At 70.7% G+C, this 15,690-nt stretch carries 14 protein-coding genes; 10 read left to right on the top strand and 4 right to left on the bottom strand.

Going from position 1 to position 15,690, the window contains the following annotated elements:
- Positions 1-64: 64 nt before the first annotated feature.
- Positions 65-1,099 (top strand): DUF4037 domain-containing protein, encoded by a 1,035-nt coding sequence (locus ABEA10_RS05855; protein ID WP_345458434.1) that lies wholly within the window; start codon positions 65-67, stop codon positions 1,097-1,099.
- 148 nt (positions 1,100-1,247) lie between these two features.
- On the opposite strand, the gene ABEA10_RS05850 is transcribed toward ABEA10_RS05855, so the two are convergent.
- The 3 genes from ABEA10_RS05850 to ABEA10_RS05840 all read right to left on the bottom strand — a co-directional run bounded on the left by ABEA10_RS05850 (position 1,248) and on the right by ABEA10_RS05840 (position 3,091).
- Entirely contained in the window at positions 1,248-1,982 is a 735-nt protein-coding gene (locus ABEA10_RS05850) for a nuclease-related domain-containing protein (protein ID WP_345458432.1), read from the bottom strand.
- Positions 1,983-2,285: 303 nt separating this feature from the next.
- Positions 2,286-2,639 carry a helix-turn-helix domain-containing protein gene (locus tag ABEA10_RS05845; RefSeq protein ID WP_345458430.1) on the bottom strand — a complete coding sequence of 118 codons (354 nt, stop codon included), beginning with the start codon at positions 2,637-2,639 and terminating at the stop codon, positions 2,286-2,288.
- Between the two features lie 2 nt (positions 2,640-2,641).
- Positions 2,642-3,091, bottom strand: a complete 450-nt coding sequence (locus ABEA10_RS05840) for an ATP-binding protein (RefSeq protein WP_345458428.1) — start codon at positions 3,089-3,091, stop codon at positions 2,642-2,644.
- A gap of 138 nt (positions 3,092-3,229) precedes the next feature.
- Between ABEA10_RS05840 and ABEA10_RS05835 the strand changes: the two genes are divergently transcribed.
- The 6 genes from ABEA10_RS05835 (at position 3,230) to ABEA10_RS05815 (ending at position 8,033) form a co-directional block, all read left to right on the top strand.
- A complete protein-coding gene (locus tag ABEA10_RS05835; protein ID WP_345458426.1) occupies positions 3,230-4,105 on the top strand; it encodes a helix-turn-helix domain-containing protein in 876 nt (291 codons plus the stop codon).
- Positions 4,098-4,199 carry a DUF397 domain-containing protein gene (locus tag ABEA10_RS05830; protein ID WP_345458424.1) on the top strand — a complete coding sequence of 34 codons (102 nt, stop codon included), beginning with the start codon at positions 4,098-4,100 and terminating at the stop codon, positions 4,197-4,199. Before ABEA10_RS05835 ends, ABEA10_RS05830 begins: the two co-directional genes overlap by 8 nt.
- The gene (locus ABEA10_RS51015) at positions 4,183-4,266 is read left to right on the top strand and encodes a DUF397 domain-containing protein (RefSeq protein WP_425550880.1); all 84 of its coding nucleotides are present in this window, start codon (positions 4,183-4,185) and stop codon (positions 4,264-4,266) included. Before ABEA10_RS05830 ends, ABEA10_RS51015 begins: the two co-directional genes overlap by 17 nt.
- A 133-nt stretch (positions 4,267-4,399) precedes the next feature.
- The gene (locus tag ABEA10_RS05825; RefSeq protein ID WP_345458422.1) at positions 4,400-6,550 is read left to right on the top strand and encodes an MMPL family transporter; all 2,151 of its coding nucleotides are present in this window, start codon (positions 4,400-4,402) and stop codon (positions 6,548-6,550) included.
- A gap of 5 nt (positions 6,551-6,555) precedes the next feature.
- A complete protein-coding gene (locus tag ABEA10_RS05820; RefSeq protein ID WP_345458420.1) occupies positions 6,556-7,245 on the top strand; it encodes a response regulator transcription factor in 690 nt (229 codons plus the stop codon).
- Entirely contained in the window at positions 7,242-8,033 is a 792-nt protein-coding gene (locus ABEA10_RS05815) for a sensor histidine kinase (RefSeq protein ID WP_345458418.1), read from the top strand. The genes ABEA10_RS05820 and ABEA10_RS05815 overlap by 4 nt, the downstream gene beginning before the upstream one ends.
- A 36-nt stretch (positions 8,034-8,069) precedes the next feature.
- Here ABEA10_RS05815 and ABEA10_RS05810 read toward each other — a convergent pair whose 3' ends face one another.
- Positions 8,070-10,787, bottom strand: coding sequence for a DEAD/DEAH box helicase family protein (locus ABEA10_RS05810; RefSeq protein ID WP_345458416.1), 2,718 nt, complete (start codon positions 10,785-10,787; stop codon positions 8,070-8,072).
- A gap of 233 nt (positions 10,788-11,020) precedes the next feature.
- Between ABEA10_RS05810 and ABEA10_RS05805 the strand changes: the two genes are divergently transcribed.
- From ABEA10_RS05805 to ABEA10_RS05795, 3 genes are all read left to right on the top strand, one after another.
- Positions 11,021-12,589 carry an LCP family protein gene (locus ABEA10_RS05805; protein WP_345458414.1) on the top strand — a complete coding sequence of 523 codons (1,569 nt, stop codon included), beginning with the start codon at positions 11,021-11,023 and terminating at the stop codon, positions 12,587-12,589.
- A 215-nt stretch (positions 12,590-12,804) separates the two neighbouring features.
- The gene (locus ABEA10_RS05800) at positions 12,805-14,319 is read left to right on the top strand and encodes an LCP family protein (RefSeq protein ID WP_345458412.1); all 1,515 of its coding nucleotides are present in this window, start codon (positions 12,805-12,807) and stop codon (positions 14,317-14,319) included.
- Positions 14,320-14,389: 70 nt separating this feature from the next.
- Entirely contained in the window at positions 14,390-15,688 is a 1,299-nt protein-coding gene (locus tag ABEA10_RS05795) for a sensor histidine kinase (protein ID WP_345458410.1), read from the top strand.
- Positions 15,689-15,690 lie beyond the last annotated feature (2 nt).

Genomic DNA, 15,690 nt, shown 5'->3' with positions numbered 1-15,690 from the left:
TGAAGGCACCCCGCGGACGGTTAATGGCTTGCGTGCGGTGGCCTGTTTCTGTTGCGGTGGCGCGGTGGACGTCTCCGGAGCCGGGCTGGCTCGCTCTTTCGCCGCCGAGGTCGTCGAGCCCCTTCTCGACCGGGTCTTTCCCGGGCTGTCGTACGCCACGGCACGTCTCGGCTCGGGTTCGGACGTTCTCGGCCTCGACGACACGATGAGCCGTGACCATGACTGGGGTTGCCGCTTGACGCTGCTCGTGGAGGACGGAGCGCCGGTCCCACGGATCATCGAGGTACTCGAGCGAGAGCTGCCCCAGACCTTCCAGGGCCGTCCGGTGAGATTTCCGGTGACGTGGGACGCCGCGCGCAGGCACAACGTGGACACGGCCACGGTCAGGGACTTCGCCGTCGGCAGGCTGGGGGTCGACCCGCTCGGCGGCCTCTCGGCAGTGGACTGGCTCAGCCTCACCGGGCAGAGCGTGCTCGAAGTCACCGCCGGCCCCGTGTTCACCGACCGGACCACCACGCTCGCCCGGTGCCGGCAGGTGCTGCGCTGGTACCCGCCCGACGTCGAGCGGTACGTCCTGGCCGCGGGGTGGAAACGCCTCGCTCAGCAGATGCCGTTCGTGGGACGGACCGCCGAGCGCGGCGACGAGCTGGGCTCTCGCCTCCTTTGCGCCGAATTGGCCGCCGACGTGGTCTCATTGGCCTTCACGCTGTCCCGGCGTTGGCAGCCGTACGCCAAGTGGCGCGGCACGGTCTTCGCGACACTTCCGGTGGCCGCCCGGCTGGATCTGCGGCGGGTGGTGGCGGCGTCCGGCTGGAAGGAACGGGAGCAGGCGCTGGCCGAGGCCGCCGAGGCTCTGCTGGACGTCCAGCGGCAGAGGGGCCTGCCGACGCCCGCGCGCGCCGTCACACCGTTCTGGGACCGGCCGTACCGGACGATCGATGAGGAGGTCGTACGGGGCCTGCTGGCGGAGATCGCCGATCCGGAGATCCGGAGGCTGCCGCCGGCCGGATCGGTCGAACAGTGGGTCGGCTGCGTGGACGTGCTCTCACACGCGGGGCGGAGAGCGTCGCTGCGGGACGTCTACGAACACTGGAATTAGCCGGCGGTCTGCGGCGTCCCCCCAGCGCGCCCGTCGCGGCGTTCGCCGGTTCGGTCGGGGTGACGCGAACAGGCCGAACGCCTGATCGAGCCCCACTTTGGACGGTCAGAACGCCTGTTCGTGAGGGTGGTTCAGCGTGGGGGCCGGGCTATGGGAGGTAGCGCCGGGACGGGCGGCGAGCGCGGGTGTCGGGGCGTCGCAGCCGCAGTGCCCTGGTCAGCCAGGGAATCGCATCGTCGCTGGTTTGTCTGCGCAGCGATAGCCGGCCCGCCACGGTAGTGGTGATCCGCTCGACATCTTCCGGCGAGTAGATCGGGTCGCCGTTACGCAGAATCCACGATGCGACTAATCGGCTGTGGATGACCGGTACGCCCTTCACTTCCTCGACTTTGAGACGCCTCCAGGGTGCCCCGCTCACGGCGAGTATCGCGTGCGTGACGATGTCTTTACCGAGGGCGCCGCGGACGAACCTCGCCATGGTCTGCGCGTGTTTCCGGACCGTCGTGATCGGCGAAACCGGCGGAAATTCGTCTGCGTCGAGGCGATTATCGTCCGGCCAAAGAAGGGGTTGTGCCCGGAAGGTCTCGCTATCGATCAACCAGATCCCGGTCGGCCCGACGAGGATGTGCTCGGCGGTCTCCTTCCCCTCCAGAAGACAGTCATGAAACGCGTAGTAGCCTGCCCGATCCAGCCGGTACAGCGCCCGGACCGTCGTCCGCGCCGCGCGCTTCGATTTGAACATCTCGGTCGCCATCCGATGACGACGCCACACGTAGGTGAACTCCGCCGCCACCGCGAGCGAGCCGATCACCAACCCGTTCCGCCACGAGAGCACAAGCGTGAAGAAAATGAACGGAATGAGGAACACCAGCAGTCGGATCATGACCCGGCGAGGGCGGCGGCGAATCCATCGTGCTTCGTAATACCCCTGCGTCGATTCTCCGGCCGCAGTGGCTCGGTTCTTGCTGTAGATAGATCGTCCAGGCATCGCTGACCTCTTTGCCTGAAATGTCGTTGCTGTACGTATCGCCTAGGCTGTTGGCCAGCATTCCCGTAGAAGCGCGAAGTAAGCATTTGATACCACACGAAGGCGCACGCCGAGAAAGGTGTCGTACCGTAAGATTTTTGTTGCGTACGGTAAGCCTTTTTTATCGGGCGGCCGGCCCTGTCGCGCGTGACGGCCCGGTCATGGTCGGTGACCGTGTCCCCGGTGCCGTAACCCGACCTTCCGCCTGAGGAGCAGGCGGCGAATGGAGCCGTAGTCGCGGTCGAACTTCTCCGCGACCTGGCGGATGCTCCACCCCTGTTCGTAGAGGCGTACGGCGTCGTCCTTCCAGGCGTCCGCGTCCGTACCGCCGGACGCTTCGATGATGGCGTAGATGTCGGCCGCCCGGTAGCGGCGATGACCGCCGGGGGTGGCCTGGGCGGTGAGCCGGCCGGCCCGGGCCCAGCTCGCCAGCGTGGTCGGCCGGACTCCCAGGAGCCGTGCGGCCTCGCTCGGCTTGAGCAGCGTGTCGGGGGCGGGGCGTGCGGGGAACATCGTCAGGTCCTCGGCAGACGTAGTTCGGCCCAGACGAGCTTGCCGCCGTCTTCGCAGCGCTCGGCGGCCCATCGCGCGCAGATGAATTCGACGATGCCGAGGCCGCGTCCGCCGACGTCGTCCTCGCTCGCTTTCCTCGGGGTGGGAAGCATTGGATTGACGTCCCATATCTCGGTGAAGAGGCTCGGTGTCGTCCAGCGCAGCCGGATTCTGATGTTCCCGGTCTCGGCCAGGCCGTGGGTCGCGTAGAAGAGATGCGTTGCCTTTATGGCATTGGTCGTTAATTCCGACATGACCAATTCGGCGTCATCGGCGAACCCGCGGGGCAGGCGCCACTGACGTGCGACATCGATGACGAGCCGCCGCGCGAGCGGCACGGCCTCGGATGTCGCGGCAAGCGCTACCGACTCGGCTTCTTCTACCGGAAAGAACGCCTGTCGAGGCATTCCCATGTGATCACCTCCGAATTGCCACACGCCGCCATATGGCATGTGGCAGGCTCTAGCTGTGGGCCAGTTTGGTACCGCATTCAAGATCAACGCAAGATATTGCGTGTTTTATAGAGAAATTCTAGATTCGGAGGTCTCTCAATGTCCGCGCGCCCCCGTCCGACAATTCGTCTTCGCCGTCTGGCCGGAACCCTCTGTCGCCTTCGCGCGGAGAGGGAACTGAGCCGCGACTACGTCAGCGAGAAGACCGGCATCAACCCCGCGACCTTGTACCGCATCGAGACCGCGAGGGCGCGCCCGCAGGTACGGACGCTCGACGCCCTACTCGCCGTGTACGAGGTGACGGACGACCAGCACGCCGCCCTGATGAAGCTCCTTAGGGACGCCGCCTTCCCGGGCCTGCTCCAGCCGTACACGGACGACCTGCCCGAGGAGTACGGCACCTACATCGAGTTCGAACAGGAGGCCCGCTCCGTCTGGAACTACCAGAGCCTCTACGTCCCCGGCCTGCTCCAGACGGAGGAGTACGCGCGGGCAGTCATCCCCGGCGGGATGCCGTCACTGACCCGAGCCGAGGTCGATCGACGAGTCCAGGCTCGTATTGAGCGCCAAGCGGTGCTCCAGGGTGACGACCCGTTGCGGCTCTGGGCCATCTGCGACGAGGCGGCGCTCCATCGGGCCGTCGGTGGGCCGATGGTGATGCGCGACCAACTTCTCCATCTCATCAATGCGATGGAGTCGCCCCACGTGACGTTTCAGGTGGTCGACTTCGCCGCCGGCGCGCACCCGGGGATGCATGGCTCGTTCGTCGTGATGAACTTCGCGGACGATCCGCAGGTGGTTTATATCGACAGCATGGCAGGTGACCGCTTTCTGGAAGAGGATGCCGAATTGCGCCGATACACTGGCTTTTACGAGCACCTTCGAGCCTTGGCGCTGAACCCGGACGCGACGCGGCGACTGCTGACTCGCGTAGCTGGTCAGTACCAAGCGAGAGGAGAGACAGGCGATGACTGACCTGTCCAAAGCCGAGTGGCAGAAGAGCAGCCGTTCGAGCTCTAACGGCGAGTGCGTCGAGGTCGCGGTGATCGGCGGTGCCGACCGTGACTGAGTGGCGGAAGAGCAGCCGTTCAAGCTCTAACGGCCAGTGTGTCGAGGTCGCGGTGGTCGGCGCCTGAGCCAGTCCCCGGCCACGCGGGGGAACGCCGGGGATCGACCGTCAGGCGACCGTCAGGTTCGCGGGCGTCAGGTCGTCAGGTATGGGCGGTGTGATGAGGCTCCCTGATTCACGATCGTTGGGAGTCCACCGTCATGGCCGCACTGCTCTACCGGCTCGGTGCCTCGGCCTATCGGCGCCGCCGGGCCGTCCTGGTGGCCTGGCTGGCCGCCCTCATCGTCGCCGGGACACTCGCCGCCACCGCCGGCGGCTCGTACGAGGACGACTTCTCGATCCCCGGCTCGCGTGCCCAGCGGGTCCTGGACACCGTCACCGAGCAGTTCCCCGCCTCGTCGGGGGCCACCGCGCAGGTGGTGTTCGTCGCGCCCGCCGGTCACCAGGTCGCCGAGCACGAAGCCGTCATCGAACAGACCCTCGCCGCCGCCACGAAGGCACCGCAGGTGGCCGGGGTGGTGGACCCGTTCACCACGAACACGGTCTCGCCGGACGGTCGCGTCGCCCTGGCGTACGTGCACTACCACGAGAACCGCACCCACCTGGAGAACGGCACCCTCGAAGCGCTGGAGAACGTGTTCCGGCCGGCCCGTGAAGCCGGGCTACGGGTGGAGGCCGGCGGGTCGGCGTACGGCGACGGCTCCGGTGATGACGGCCACGGCGCCGAGGCCGCAGGGTTGCTGATCGCGCTGGTCATCCTCCTCATCACGTTCGGTTCTCTGGTGGCGGCCGGGCTGCCTCTGCTCACCGCGCTGCTCGGGGTGGGCGCGACCGTCGCCGGCCTGGCCACCGTCGCGGGCATGCTGGCCCTGCCGACGACCGCGCCGGCCTTGGCCCTCATGCTGGGGCTGGCGGTCGGCATCGACTATGCGCTGTTCATCGTCGCCCGGCACCGGTCGCAGCTGGCGTCCGGCGTACCCGTGGACGAGTCCGTGGCCCGTGCGATCGGCACGGCCGGCGCCGCGGTGGTCTTCGCCGGCCTCACCGTGGTCATCGCCCTGGCCGGGCTGACCATCGTCCGGATCCCGTTCCTGACCGCGATGGGACTGGCCGCGGCCGCCGCCGTGATCGTCGCGGTGCTGGTGGCGGTCACCCTGATCCCGGCCGTGCTGGGCTTCGCCGGGGAGCGGCTGCGCCCCAAGCCCGGCTCGCGGGCCGTCCGGCGCGAGGCCGCCGACGGCCGGCCCACCATGGGCGCGCGCTGGGTCCGGCTGGTCACCCGCCGACCGCTGGTCACGACGCTCGCCGTCGTCGCGGCGCTCGGCGTCATGGCCCTGCCGGCGGCGGGGTTGCGCCTCGCGCTCACCGACAACGGTTCCGCTCCGGCGGCCAGCACGCAGCGGCAGGCGTACGACCTGACGGCCGCCGCGTTCGGACCGGGCTTCAACGGCCCGCTGCTGGTCCTGGCCGACCTGGCCAACGAAGGCGACAAGCGGGCCGCCGCCACGGCGCTGGCCGAGAGGCTCGGCGCGGTGGACGGGGTGGTCGCCGCCGGACGCCCGCAACTGTCCGCCAACGGCCGGTACGCGCTGCTGACGGTGATCCCCGAGACCGGGCCGCGCGACGAACGTACCGAAAAAGTGGTGACCGGCCTCGAGGCCGCGGGCGGGGAGTCCGCGGGGGTCACCGGCGTGACCGCCATCGGCATCGATATCTCCCAGCTGCTGAGCGCTGAGCTCGTGCCCTATGCCCTGGTCGTCGCGGGTCTGGCCTTTCTGCTGCTGATGGTGGCCTTCCGGTCGCTGGTGGTGCCGCTGAAGGCGACGCTGGGCTTCCTGCTGTCGGTCGGCGCGACGCTGGGCGCGGTGGTCGCGGTGTTCCAGTGGGGCTGGCTCGCCGATCTGATCGGGGTCTCGCGCACCGGGCCCGTGATCAGCTTCATGCCGATCATCCTCATCGCGGTGCTGTTCGGCCTGGCGATGGACTACGAGGTCTTCCTGGTCAGCCGCATGCACGAGGAGTACTCCCACAGCCGCGACCCGCAACGCGCGGTCGGGCAGGGGTTCCGGGCCTCGGCGCGCGTGGTCGCGGCGGCCGCCCTGATCATGACCTCGGTCTTCGCGGGCTTCATCCCGAACGGCGACGCCACGCTGAAGCCCATGGCCTTCGCGCTCGCGGTGGGCGTGCTGCTGGACGCGTTCCTGATCCGGATGACGCTCGTGCCGGCGGTGCTGGCGCTGGCCCGGCACGGCGCCTGGTGGCTGCCGCGGTGGCTCGGCCGGGTGCTGCCGGACCTGGATGTGGAGGGCGCGCGTCTCAGCGGGCGGGCTTCCCTCCTGATGGTGGAATAGAGGACGTGGACCGCATTCTGGTGGTGGACGACGACCCGGGGCTGCGGGAGTTGCTGCTGTCCGCGCTGCGGTTCGCGGGGTTCGAGGTCGAGGCGGCCGGTGACGTGCCGGCCGCACTGGCCGCGATCGAGGCGCGCACGCCGGACGCGATCGTGCTGGACGTGATGCTGCCCGGCACGGACGGCTTCGACCTGCTGCACCTGCTGCGCTCGCGGGACGTCCACGTGCCGGTGATGTTCCTGACCGCCCGCGACGAGCTGGACGACCGGGTGCGCGGGCTGCGCCTGGGCGGCGACGACTACCTCACCAAGCCGTTCAACGTCGTCGAGGTGGCCGCGCGGCTGGAGGCGCTGCTGCGGCGTTCCCGCCGCGTACCGCCGGCGGTGCCGGAGGGAGTGCTGCGCTGCGGCGACCTGGAGATGGATGAGGCCCGGCACGTGGTGACCCGGGGCGGGCGTCCGGTCGAGCTTTCCCCCACCGAGTTCCGGCTGCTGCGCTACCTGCTCGCCAACACCGGGCGGGTGGTCTCCAAGGCGCAGATCCTGGATCACGTCTGGCAGTACGACTTCGGCGGCGACGCGGGCGTGGTCGAGCGTTTCGTCTCCAACCTGCGTCGCAAGATCGACTTCGGTGGGCCGTCGTTGATCCACACCGTACGGGGGTTCGGGTACAGCCTGCGGCCGGTGCGGCGGTGAACCGGTCCTCGCGGTGGCGGCCGGTCCTCGTCGCGCTGCTCGCCGGCCCGCGAGCCGGCGTGCTCACCGCCAGGCTCCAGAAGGCGTTCGACGCCCAGCGACGGGCCGAGGACCGGTTGCGCAGCTTCGTCGCCGACGCCAGCCATGAGCTGCGCACGCCGCTGGCGACCATGCACGGCTGGATCGACCTGTACGTCCAGGGCGGCCTGCGCGACCCCGACCAGCTCGACCACGCGATGGAACGGATGCAGGCCGAGGTGGGCCGGATGCGGCTGCTCGTCGACGAACTGGCGCTGCTGGCCCGCCTCGACGCGGCCCAGCCGCTGAACCGCGGGCCGGTGGACGTGGTGGCGCTGGCCGGCGAGGTGGTGGACGACGCCCAGGTGGTCAGCGCCGACCGGGCCATCACCCTGCAAGGGGTGGCGCACGCGGTCATCGACGGGGACAGCCCGCGCATCCAGCAGGTGCTGCGCAACCTCGTCGGCAACGCGGTGCAGCACACCCGGCCCGGCACGCCGGTCACGGTGACCGTCGGCTCCCAGGACGGGCAAGTGGCGATCGCGGTACACGACGAGGGTGAGGGGATCGCGCCGGAGCATCTGCCGCACGTCTTCGAGCGTTTCTACCGCGCCGACCCCAGCCGCAGCCGCGACAGCGGTGGCTCGTCGGGTCTGGGTCTGGCCATCGTCGAGGCGATCGTGACCGCGCACGGCGGCACGGTCGGAGTCACCTCGGCGCCCGGGCAGGGCACCACCGTCCAGGTCACCTTCCCGGCAACGGCTCCCTGACCGACCAGGCCGAGGTCGCGGTGGTCGAGGCCTGAGTCAGTCCCAGGCGACGCGCAGGACGGTCGTGGCGGACAGTGGGTTCTCGCCTCGGTGGGTGGCGAGGACGCCTTCTCCTTCTGGAGTGTTGGCGTAGACCGGCTCGCCGGCGGAGATCCAGGTGTTCCACGCCTGCGCGAAGGCCGTGGCCCGGCCGCGGTTCTGGCCCAGCACCGCCGGTACCGCGTGGTAGACGACGCCGTCCGCCCGCGCGGTGCCCGCGAGCCACTCGTGCACCGGAGCGGACCGCAGGACGTACCTCGGCATGACGTAGCGCGGCGCGGCGACGGGGGAGAGCACCTCGTCCAGGGCGAGCGCGAACCGTTCGGAGGTCGCCGTGTCCACGGCGGACAGGGAGAACCGGTAGGTCCCGTCCGGCTCGGCTCGCGCGACCACGCCCTCGGCACCGCGCCGGGAGAGGTCCGCGGCGCGTAGCCCGTCGGCCACGGCGCAGGCGAACCGCAGCAGCGGAGGATCGCCCGCGGCCTCCTCCAGCAGCCGTTCCGCCCGTCGTAGCGCCCGAGTGCGGCGCACGCCCAGGTACGCCCCGGCCGCCAGCAGGGGCAGGCCGAGCAGCACGGCGACCCAGGTCAGCACGGTCAGCAGCAGTACCGCCACACCGCCACCCGCCAGGGCGAGCGCCACGCCGGCGCGCACCGGGCGAGGCGGGGCCGGGGCAGCGCACGCCGCGGCGGGAACGACCGGCGGCGGCTCCGGACGCGCCGTCTCCGCGGAGACCGGCGCGCGAGCCGTACGGGCCGCGCGGACCCGGAGGGTGTGCACGAGTTCGTCGCGGAACCCGGTGCCGAGCCGCCACGCCTCGCGGGTCTCCTCGCGCGCCGAGGACCGCGCGAGCATGGCGGCGTTCACCGCGTCCAGCTCGCCCGGGTCCGGCGGGGCGTACGGGGAGAACGTGGCGTCCACGTGCGCCACCCCGGACACGATCTCCCCGTCCGGCGCGGCGGCCAGGTACCCGCGGTGCTTGCGGACGAACCGCTGCCAGTCCGCCGCGCCCTTGGGGTGACCGTCGGCGACGCAGACGACGCTCCAGACGTTGGCCACCTTCTCCGGCCAGGACGGGTCGAGCCGAAGCGCGCGCCCGCGCGTCTGCACCACCGAGGTCGTGGTGGTGGCCGAGGTCAGGTCGATGAGCGCGTTGACGCCGCGGGCGTCCCAACCCTCGCCGAGCAGGGCGCGCGTGCCGATGAGGATCCGGCAGCGTCCCTCCTCGAAGAACGCCGTGACCAGGCGGACCCAGGTGCGGGCCGACCAGGAGCCGCCGATGACGCACACGCCGCCGTCCTCGGTGAGCGCCAGGTCCGGCCGGTCCGCCCAGGCGAGGAACGCCCGCGCCGTGGCCGGTCCGGCGGCGACCGTACGGCCGGTCACGAGCATCGGCCCGAGCGGGGCGGTGCGTTCGTCGGCCACCAGGTTGGCGAGCACGAGCCAGGCCGAGCCCGCCTCCGGCTCCAGCACTCCGTGCAGCCGGGCGGGCAGCCGCGCCCCGGCGCGCTCGTGGTCGCACAGCACGAGCGCGCGCAGGCGTTCGCCGAGCGCCGCGCCCTCGGCCGCGGCGATCTCCACGGTCGCGTGCGTCTTGGCGGCGCTGCGCGCCAGGACCCGGTCCACCGGCGACCGCGCGGCCCGTACGCCCCGGCGGGTCAGCGTGTACCCGACCGAGGGGAGCGCCCGCCGGATCGCCTCCACCGTGTCCGCGCCGGGCGCGGCGTTGCTCACGTAGTCGTCCAGCAGCGCGACCCAGTCGTCGGCGGACGGCGCGTGCCGGTGCTCCTCGCGCACCCGGGCGCCGGGCGGCAGGCCGAGCAGCCCCGCGTGGTGCATGCGCAGCGCGGCGGCGGCCAGCCGTGGTTCGTCCCTTTCGACGCGTGTCCAGGGGACCGCGTGCGTGTTCGCGGTGAACCGGGCGTCCAGCCAGGTCAGGAAGCCGGTCGAGGTGACCAGGTCGGTCGTGAGCTCGGCGAAGCGCTCAGTCTCGCCCGCGATGTGGTCCGCCTCGACCGCCGTGGGCGGGGTGAGCCAGGCCAGCTCGGCGAACGGCGCGAGGTGGCCCTCGCGGACGAGCGCCGGAGTGGACGCGCCGAGGATCGGCGTGCCGAACAGCGTGTCGACCAGCGCGGCCTCGGTAGGGGAGAGCGACTCCGGCGGGGTTCCGGTCAGGCCGAGGACGATCGCGTCCGGAAGCCGTTCGAGGACCTCGGCGACGAGGCGGCCCCAGACGTCGAGCAGGTGGTGGCACTCGTCGAGCACGAGGGTGAGCGGCCCGGCGGCGGCCAGCCGTTCGATGAGCTCGCGGCCGTTGACGTGCAGCCGCCGCATCGGGCCGCGGGCGCGGCCCTCCTCGTCGGTCTCGGCGTCCGGATCGAAGATCGCCAGCGACTGGTAGGTGAGCACGGTGACGTCCGCGCCGAGGGAACGGTCCGCGTCCGCGGTGGCCGTCGCGGGGGTGAACCGCCGCCAGTGCGCGATCCACTGGTTCTGGATCGCGGTGTTGGGGACCAGAACGACGACCTTCCGCGCCAGGCGCCGGGCGGCCTCCAGGCCGATGAGCGTCTTGCCCGCCCCCGGCGGGAGCACCGCCCACGCACGCCGGCGTCCGCCGGCCCAGGCCGCGTCGAGCCGGTCCAGCGCCGCCGCCTGGTAGGGCCGGAGTTTTCCGGGCCAGTGCGTACGGGAGAAGCCGGCGGTCACGCGGGTCATGATGACAGTCCGCGCCGTATGGCGCGCTCGCCGGTACGGATCCCAGAAAGTGACAAAAACAACCCCGGATCGTCGTAACACCTTCGCGTCCGCCGAGGATGTCGGTATCGGCGTAGATCAGCCGCTCCGGTCACCGTTCGTGTTGGCTCGTTCACCTCGCAATCTGGACGGAGCTTTTACGCGTCCAGTACAGGTTGGGACCTATGCTCCCAGTCCGGGACAGAGGAGTGCGTATGGGGCGAGTCGATTCCCGGGTCAACGATGGCCTGGACGACGAATCCGGTGAGGAGCCGGAAGGCTCCATCTGGCATGCCCTGGGACTGACGATCGCCTCGGCCGTCGTCTGGGGCGTCGCCCACCTGGCGACCGGACGACGGGTCGTCGGCGGGCTCCTCATGGCGCTCCTCGCACTCGTCATCGGCGGCGGCGTCATCGTCGTGCTGGACTTCCGCGAGGAACTCAAGCAGATCGCGGTCCAGAGCGACTGGCTGGCCGGGATCATCGGCGGCATCCTGTTGCTCGCGCTCGTGTGGTCGGCGGTCGTCGTCCGCTCGTACGTGATCGTGCGTCCGAGCGGGATGTCCGTGGTGCCGCGGATGCTCGCCGGCGCGGTGGTGGTCGTCCTCGTCATCGGCGTGTGCACGCCGCTCGTCTGGGCGGCCCGCGACACCTACACCCTCCGCGACACCATCAGCACGATCTTCCACGCCGACGACACCAAGCCGCCGGTCGTCAAGAACGTCGCCGATCCGTGGAAGGACAAGCCGCGCGTCAACATCCTGCTGCTCGGCGGCGACGGCGCGGGAGACCGCGTCGGCGTGCGGACCGACAGCATGACCGTCGCGAGCATCGACACCCACACGGGTGACACGGTGCTGTTCAGCCTGCCCCGCAACCTGCAGTACTTTCCGATCATCCCCCGGCTGCGCAAGCGGTGGCCGAGCGGCTTCACCGGGGTGTCGGCCGGCGACGAGGGGCTGCTGAACGAGCTGTTCCAGGACGCCGAGGACGACAAGTCGCTGATGCCCGGCTACGCCAAGGGCCGCCGTGGCCCCGCGCTGGTCAGCGAGGAGATCTCCTACCTCATCGGCCAGCCCATCGACTACTACGTCCTGGTCAACCTGTTCGGGTTCGCCGACATCATCGACGCGATGGGCGGCGTCAAGGTGCACATCGCCCACGACATCCCGTACGGCGGGCCGGAGGACGGCAGCGCGCCGACCGGTGTGCTGAAGGCCGGCAACCGGAAGCTGAACGGCAAGCAGGCCCTGTGGTTCGGGCGGTCGCGCACCATGAGCAGCGACTTCGTCCGCATGGGCCGGCAGAAGTGCCTGATGAAGGACGTCGCCGAGCAGGCCGACCCGCAGCGGGTGCTGACCAGCTTCCAGAAGCTCGCCAAGGCGGCGAAGAAGACGATCTCCACCGACATTCCGGCGGAGATGCTGCCCGCGCTCATCCGCCTGTCCGGCACGATGAAGCAGGGCGCGCAGGTCACCAGCCTGATGTACGTGCCGCCGCAGTTCCAGAACGTGCGGCCGGACCTGCGGGTGATGCGCCAGGCGGCGGCCAAGGCGATCGCCGAGAGCGAGGCCGCGCGGCGCACGTCGTCCGCCACCCCGGTCACGCCCGGCGCGACCGCCGACCCGAGCACGAGCGCCGGGCCGAGAGTCAGCGCGGACCCGGGCACGAGTGCCGATCCGAGGACGAGTGCCGACCCGAGCAAGAGCGCGAGCCCGAACGCCTCGAAGAGCTCCAGTCAGCACAAGAGCAAGGCCGTCTCGCTGACGGCGGCCTGCGGCTGAGACCGGGCGGCGCTGACGATGCGTCACGTGATGAAGGCGGTGACCGGGCCTTACCGGGCAATCGAGGCAGGTGGGGTCATACGTACGGTACGATCCATCAAACTTCGCCAAGGGTTACTGACCGCTTCCAGTCAATCACTTTGCATACCGCACGGTGTTGCATCGCGCGCTCATCACAGTTGTGACCGGCCACGAGCAGAGGAGCAGGAGACTTCATGGCATCGCGGCAGTACGGAGGACGGGCGGTGAACGGCCGTGAGCCGATCCCGGTCGCCGGGCTCTGGCGCGCCCTGGGACTCACTGTCGCCTCGGCCGTCGTCTGGGGGATAGCGCACATCTGGGCGGGCCGCCGCGCGGTGGGCTTCACCCTCATGGGACTTCTCGCCGTCCTCGTCTTCGGGACGGTGACGGCGGCCCTGGCCTTCCAGGAGAAGCTCAAGCAGATGGTGGTCCAGGACACCTGGCTGAACGTCATCATCGCGGGCATCCTCATCCTGGCCGTCGCGTGGGCGGTGATCGTGATCCGCTCGTTCCAGGTGGTGCGGCCGCCGGGGCTGCCGACGGCGATGCGGATCACCTCCGGCACCCTCGTCGTGATCATGGCGCTGATGGTCTGCACGCCCCTGGTGTACGCGGCGAACGCGACGTACGTGCTGCGTGACACGCTGTCGAGCATCTTCGCCGGCGACGGCAACACCGCCGTCAACGCGTCCGACCCCTGGAAGAACAAGCCGCGGATCAACGTGCTGCTGCTCGGTGGCGACGGCGGCGCCGACCGCACCGGCATCCGCACCGACAGCATGACGGTCGCGAGCATCGACACCAAGACCGGCAACACCGTGCTGCTCAGCCTGCCCCGCAGCCTGCAGAAGTTCCCGGTGCCGCCGAAGATGCAGAAGCTGTGGCCCTACGGCTACACCGGCGACGCCCCGAACCCCCAGCACCCCGGCGGCGAGGGCCTGCTGAACGAGCTGTACATCCAGGGCGAGCGGCATCCCGAGCTCGAGCCCGGATACAAGAAGGGCCAGCGCGGCCCGCACCTGGTCGAGGACGCCATCGGCTACCTCACCGGCCTGAAGATCGACTACTACGTGCTCGTCAACCTCAACGGGTTCAAGGACATCGTCAACGCCATCGGCGGCGTCACGGTGCACGTCGAGAAGCGCCTGCCGATCGGCGGCGAGATCGTCAACGGCGTCCAGACGAAGCAGCCGACGGGCTACCTCCCGGCCGGCACCCATCACCTCAACGGCACGCAGGCCCTGTGGTACGGCCGCTCCCGCGACGCGGACGACGACTTCCACCGGATGGACCGGCAGAAGTGCCTGATGAAGGACATCGCGGACCAGGCCGACCCGCAGAAGGTGGTCACCCACTTCCAGAAGCTGGCCAAGGCCGCCAAGAGCACGATCTCCACCAACATCCCGGTGGCGCTCCTGCCCGCTCTGGTGAAGCTGTCCGGCACGGTCAAGAAGGGTGCCGACATCCAGAGCATGCCGTACAACCCGGGCAAGATCCCGGGATTCCACGTCTATGAGCCGAGCCTGAGGGTCATGCGCGCGGCGGCGGCGAAGGCCATCGCCAACAGCACGAAACCCGCGACGGCGACACCGGCGAGCTCCCCGAGCGCGAGCACGTCCGCCAAGACCAGGCACACCGGCGCCGGCGCCTCGCCCTCGCACAAGTCCTCCTCGGGCGGCGCGACGTCGCTGAAGAACGCCTGCGGCTGACGCCCGGTACGGACGGCCGCCGACACGGTCCCCGGCCGGGCCACCGCCGGACCGGGGGCAGAATGACCGGATGACCGGAAACCCCCCGGCAGAGGGCCGTCCCCTGCGGCGCCGTGTGCTGGTCACGATCGTCGGCGTCGCCGCGTCGGCGGTCGTGCTGTTCGCGCTGCCGCTCGCGGTCGTGTTGCAGCGGCTGTACCGCGACGAGGCGATCGTCTCACTCGAACGCGACGCCACCCGCATCTCGGCCGAGGTCCCCGACACCATCGCGCGCGACCCCCGGCCGGTGCCGATCGTGACCCGCATGTCGCGGCGCCTGAGCGTCGGCGTCTACACCCTGGACGGGCGGCGCGTCACCGGCCGCGGGCCGGAGCACTCGCCCGTCGCCGGGAACGCGGACGACGGCCACGTCCACGAAGCGGTCGAGCACGGGCTGCTGACCGTCTCCGCGCCGGTGCCCTCCGACGAGTCCATCGTCGCGGTGATCCGGGTCGCGACGCCGTACGAGCGCATCTCGGCGCGGGTCGAACGGGCGTGGCTGCTGATGGCGGCCCTGGCGCTCCTCGTGGTCGGGCTGGCGGCCGTGGTCGCGCGGCGGCAGGCGGTCCGCCTCGCCGCGCCGCTCGAACGCCTCACGCGGGACGCGCAGGCCCTGGGCGGCGGCGACTTCTCCATCCGGGCCAGGACGGTCGGGGTACGGGAGGCCGACGCCGCGAGCCGTGCCCTGGAGGCGACCGCCCGGCGGCTCGGCGACGTGCTCGACCGCGAGCGCGCCTTCAGCGCCCACGTCTCCCACCAGCTGCGCACCCCGCTGACCGGCCTGCTCCTGGGTCTGGAGGCGGGCCTGGCCGAGGACGACCCCCGGGCGGTGATCCGTACCGCGCTGGAGCGCGGCGAGCACCTGCAGGAGATCATCGAGGACCTGGTCCGGCTGTCGCGCGGCAGCGTGGGCGACCGCGGCGTGCTGGACGTGCCGGCCCTGCTGAGCGAGGTCCGGTCCCGTACGGACGTGACCGTGCGAGTGCCGGACGAGCTGCCGGAGGTGCGGGCCTCACTCGCGGCCGTACGCCAGATCCTGCACGTCCTGCTGGACAACGCCGTCACGCACGGCCGGCCGCCGATCACGGTGTCCGCGACCGACCTCGGGTCCGGTCTGGCGATCGACGTCACCGACGACGGCCCGGGCGTTCCCGACGGCGCGGACGTCTTCCGCGCGCCGGCGGACGGGCACGGCATCGGGCTGGCGCTTGCCCGTTCCTTGGCCGAAGCGGAGGGCGGCCGCCTGATCCTGCGGCGGTCTTCGCCCCCCACGTTTAGCCTGCTTTTGCCTGCGGGCGGATACGGTAGCCGCCATCAGTCACCGTCCTGATC

The organism is Actinoallomurus oryzae, from assembly GCF_039541955.1.
GTDB lineage: Bacteria > Actinomycetota > Actinomycetes > Streptosporangiales > Streptosporangiaceae > Actinoallomurus > Actinoallomurus oryzae.
The sequence above is the reverse complement of the archived record's forward strand: the minus strand, read 5'-3'. Positions and strand labels throughout refer to the sequence as shown.

Excerpts from the sequence above, each read along its gene's own strand:
- ABEA10_RS05850 (WP_345458432.1), bottom strand. The coding sequence starts at position 1,982 with ATGATCCGACTGCTGGTGTTCCTCATTCCGTTCATTTTCTTCACGCTT.
- ABEA10_RS05805 (WP_345458414.1), top strand. The coding sequence starts at position 11,021 with ATGGGGCGAGTCGATTCCCGGGTCAACGATGGCCTGGACGACGAATCC.
- ABEA10_RS05845 (WP_345458430.1), bottom strand. The coding sequence starts at position 2,639 with ATGTTCCCCGCACGCCCCGCCCCCGACACGCTGCTCAAGCCGAGCGAG.
- ABEA10_RS05835 (WP_345458426.1), top strand. The coding sequence starts at position 3,230 with ATGTCCGCGCGCCCCCGTCCGACAATTCGTCTTCGCCGTCTGGCCGGA.
- ABEA10_RS05795 (WP_345458410.1), top strand. The coding sequence starts at position 14,390 with ATGACCGGAAACCCCCCGGCAGAGGGCCGTCCCCTGCGGCGCCGTGTG.
- ABEA10_RS05800 (WP_345458412.1), top strand. The coding sequence starts at position 12,805 with ATGGCATCGCGGCAGTACGGAGGACGGGCGGTGAACGGCCGTGAGCCG.
- ABEA10_RS05810 (WP_345458416.1), bottom strand. The coding sequence starts at position 10,787 with ATGACCCGCGTGACCGCCGGCTTCTCCCGTACGCACTGGCCCGGAAAA.
- ABEA10_RS05830 (WP_345458424.1), top strand. The coding sequence starts at position 4,098 with ATGACTGACCTGTCCAAAGCCGAGTGGCAGAAGAGCAGCCGTTCGAGC.
- ABEA10_RS05840 (WP_345458428.1), bottom strand. The coding sequence starts at position 3,091 with ATGGGAATGCCTCGACAGGCGTTCTTTCCGGTAGAAGAAGCCGAGTCG.
- ABEA10_RS05825 (WP_345458422.1), top strand. The coding sequence starts at position 4,400 with ATGGCCGCACTGCTCTACCGGCTCGGTGCCTCGGCCTATCGGCGCCGC.